This window comes from Brevundimonas sp., from assembly GCF_036677305.1.
In the GTDB taxonomy this organism is placed as follows: domain Bacteria; phylum Pseudomonadota; class Alphaproteobacteria; order Caulobacterales; family Caulobacteraceae; genus Brevundimonas.
The window spans coordinates 1-3560 of record NZ_JAKFEB010000139.1; the positions used below are offsets into that span (position 1 = coordinate 1).

The 3560-nt window shown below is 69.2% G+C and carries 5 protein-coding genes; 2 read left to right on the forward strand and 3 right to left on the reverse strand.

The window, feature by feature from the left end:
* A partial coding sequence (locus V6M42_RS08080) for a DUF6456 domain-containing protein (protein ID WP_332678128.1) occupies positions 1-440 on the reverse strand: 440 nt, incomplete at its 3' end.
* Positions 437-793 carry a chromosomal replication initiator DnaA gene (locus tag V6M42_RS08085; RefSeq protein WP_332678129.1) on the reverse strand — a complete coding sequence of 119 codons (357 nt, stop codon included), beginning with the start codon at positions 791-793 and terminating at the stop codon, positions 437-439. The genes V6M42_RS08080 and V6M42_RS08085, both read right to left, overlap by 4 nt.
* 293 nt (positions 794-1086) lie before the next feature.
* Here V6M42_RS08085 and ctrA point away from each other — a divergent pair, with 293 nt between their 5' ends.
* Together ctrA and V6M42_RS08095 are read left to right on the forward strand one after the other, a co-directional pair.
* The gene (gene ctrA / locus V6M42_RS08090) at positions 1087-1800 is read left to right on the forward strand and encodes a response regulator transcription factor CtrA (protein ID WP_332660266.1); all 714 of its coding nucleotides are present in this window, start codon (positions 1087-1089) and stop codon (positions 1798-1800) included.
* A 222-nt stretch (positions 1801-2022) separates the two neighbouring features.
* Positions 2023-2445, forward strand: a complete 423-nt coding sequence (locus V6M42_RS08095; RefSeq protein WP_332678130.1) for a hypothetical protein — start codon at positions 2023-2025, stop codon at positions 2443-2445.
* Between the two features lie 51 nt (positions 2446-2496).
* Here the strand turns inward: V6M42_RS08095 and V6M42_RS08100 are convergent, their stop codons facing one another.
* On the reverse strand, positions 2497-3381 hold the full coding sequence (locus V6M42_RS08100) for an oxygenase MpaB family protein (protein WP_332678131.1): 885 nt from the start codon (positions 3379-3381) through the stop codon (positions 2497-2499).
* Positions 3382-3560 lie beyond the last annotated feature (179 nt).

Below are 3560 nucleotides of genomic sequence, written 5' to 3' on the forward strand. Positions count from 1 at the left end.
CCGCGCAGCGCCGCCTCCGCATCGCGGGTCAGGCGGTCGGCCGCCGCAACCTCGCGCGGGGTCAGCCAGGCGCGGCCGCCCGCGTCCCTGCGCCGCGCCAGCCAGACAACCGCGGACTGACCCAGGTTGGCCCGCCGCGACGTGAGCGCGCCATCCTCCTCCGCCACCGCCCGCACCCCCTCGATCAAGCCGGGCCGACCGGGCTCCGGCGAGGCCGGCGAGGCGGACCTGACGCCGATGCGCGCCATCCAGCCGCCGCCGGGCCGGATCTTCAATCCCGGGTTCTCGGTCAGTTGACGGAACACCCTCTCGTCGACCGTCAGAAGGACCCGCGTACGCCGATCCCGGCCGACCCTCAGGGCGTAGCCGTCCGGCGCGGCCTCGATCCAGCCGCTGGGCCGCGTCAGAAGGCGACGGGCCCGTCCCGCGTCGGTCGTCATCCCGGCACCTCGCACAGCGGCGCGTCCAGCACCTCGCGCACGCAGCGTTCCAGCCGGTCCAGCATGGCGTCGAGGGTCGGGCGGTCGCGTTCGTCCTCGGCCCAGCGACAGGCCGCCGCGGCGGTGGCGCGGTTCAGTCCGAAGGCGTGGGCCACGCGTTCGAGCGGCCAGCCGAAGGTGACATAGGCCAGATACATGGCCAGTCGGCGGGCGCGGCACTCGACCCCGCCCAGCCGGACCTGGGCCCGCATCCGCTCTCCCGTCACCCCCGTCGCCGCGGCCACCAGCTGGATCGCCAGCGCGGCGCGGATGCGGTCCTCCTCCGCCACCGGCACCCGATATGTCCCGTTCATCTGTGAGTTCTCCCATCGTCATGTCGCGCGCCGTCGGCTCCGCGATCAGGATAGGAATATAATCCTTGGATGCGTCGATTTCGGACGTATGGGATCGACCGCGGCCGGCCGCCGAAAAGAAAGTGCGCTTGCTTGACTCAGGACTCTCGACGCCGATTCGCAAATCAGCCTACGATTCGCCTCAGTCGAGTGGTGTTAACCTTTCTTAAGTTTTTACTCGGTTAACTCCCGAACAAGGTTACCCGGCGTCGGACGTCGGGGCGAACTGTCAAGCTTTGCCTGGAGGGGCATCAATGCGCGTTCTGCTTATCGAAGACGATCACGCGACCGCGCAGAGCATCGAGTTGATGCTGAAGTCGGAAGGCTTCAACGTCTACACGACCGACCTCGGCGAAGAGGGCATCGATCTCGGCAAGATCTACGACTACGACCTGATCCTGCTCGACCTCAACCTGCCCGACATGAACGGCCTTGAGGTTCTGCGTCAGCTGCGCGTCGGCAAGGTGAACACCCCGGTGATGATCCTGTCCGGAACCTCGGAGATCGAGACCAAGGTCAAGACCTTCGGCGGCGGCGCCGACGACTACATGACCAAGCCCTTCCACAAGGACGAGCTGATCGCGCGCACCCACGCCGTGGTCCGCCGTTCGAAGGGTCACGCCCAGGCCATCATCCACACCGGCGAGATCGCGGTGAACCTGGACGGCAAGACGGTCGAGGTGCACGGCCACCGCGTCCATCTGACGGGCAAGGAATACCAGATGCTGGAGCTGCTCTCGCTCCGCAAGGGCACCACCCTGACCAAGGAAATGTTCCTGAACCACCTGTACGGCGGCATGGACGAGCCCGAGCTGAAGATCATCGACGTCTTCATCTGCAAGCTGCGCAAGAAGCTGGCGACGGCCGCCGGCGGCAAACACTATATCGAGACCGTCTGGGGCCGCGGCTATGTGCTGCGCGACCCGTCGGAAAGCGCCGCCCCGGCCCCGGTCAGCGCCGCAGCCTGACGCTTCAGGCAAGACGCATTTCAGCGCCCGCCGGGAAACCGGCGGGCGTTTTGCTGTGGCGCGGCGGATCGCCTTATACACGCTGACGTAGACATGTTCAGCGAACAACGATTGAAGAAACAAGCGGAACGTGAGCCGGTGGCGGCGTCGTTCGGCGACCGGGCCTGCCCGTCACACAGCCAGACAAGGCCGCCGGACGGCCTCGTTCCACAGGAGACACTCATGAACAGGACAGTGTTTGCCGTGATTTCCGCCGCCGCCCTTCTGGGCCTCGCCGGGGCTGCGTCCGCCGGCCCGTGCGAACAACTCCAGGGGGCCCGCTGGGTCCATTATATCGACGGCGGCAGCCCCGCGCGGGCGGGCGTCGCCGTGATCGACTTCCGCAGCACCGTCGCCGGGGCGCCGATCTTCGCCGCCGCCGGGAATACGCCCTTCCCCGCGCCGAACCCGTCCGCTCCGTATGGCGCGTCCTATGTCCAGCAGGTCGTTTCCTGCAGCGCGAGCGGGCAGGTCGCGACGCTTGTCATCAATGTCGGGGCCAGCGTCCTGTTCACGGTTTCCGCCGACGGAAAGAGCGCCACCACGGCCGGCGGCCAGAACATGACGGGCATGACCGGCTGGGCGGTGCGTCAGCCGGGCCAGTGAGCGACCTGGCCTGAACACGCGGCCCGCCGGATCGCTCCGGCGGGCCTTTCGCTAGGCGATCGAGGGCTGCGAGCGGTACAGCCAGTCCGCCGGCAGGCCCAGGCGGACGCAGGCCTGGGCCGGCGGGGCGTTTTCCAGCAGCAGGTGGTCGGCCGCGCGGCCCATGGCGCGCACGATCGGCCGCTGCCAGGACGACAGACCGTCGGCCGGCCCCAGATCCAGCTGCTGACGCGCCCAGTCCGGCAGGATGTCGACCGCCGCCCGCACCAGCAGACGCTGGAACGGGCGCATCGCAGGCGGCATGATCGGCGCGCGCCGGATGATGTGCAGGAACTCGCGGATCACCGGCGACGGCTCCAGACGCGGGGCCATGGCGGCGAAGGCCTGGCTCAGTTCCGCGTCGCTCGTCGGACTGTTCCGGGCGCCGTACAGCCCGGCCGCGGGCGCCGCCTCGGCGTAGAAGCGGTCTCGGTCGGCCGCCGACAGGGGCGCCACGAAGCGATGGTATCCCTGCAGGAAGCCGTAGGAGGCGGTGGCCTGGACCCAGTCCAGCAGATCCGGGTCGTCGGCCGCATAGGCCGCGCCGCCATCGGTCACGCCGCGCACCCTGGCGTGGCGGCGGCTGACGCCGGCGATCATGGCCTCGGCCGTCTCGCGCGGCGCATAGACGGTGACCATGGCGGCCAGGCCCGTGCGCCTCAGCCGGGTGACCGGGTCGGTGCGGAAGCTGGTGTGATCCCAGACGCCGGCCCGAACCTTCGGCTCGGCCAGCTCCAGCAGCACGGCGCCGACGCCGCCGATGAACAGGGCGATCGGATTCTTGAACACCCGCCAGGACACCGAGTCCGGCGCCGCCAAGGCGGGCGCCCCGACGGGGGTCGAGAAATCCACGGCCATGCCTTCGACGCGCGTCAGCTCGCCGGCGATGGTCTCCATACGGGTTTGCAGCGGAGAGGGGAGTCTATGGGGCAGCATGCAGGCGTAAGGCCAAGCTGGCTCCCCCGGTTCCCCGGGTGCGACATCGCCGCCGGATCGCTCCGGCGGCGGCGGCGGTCAGTACTGCATCGTTTCCGTCAGCGTCACCGGCGCGGCGGCGACCGTGAATTTGCGCTCGT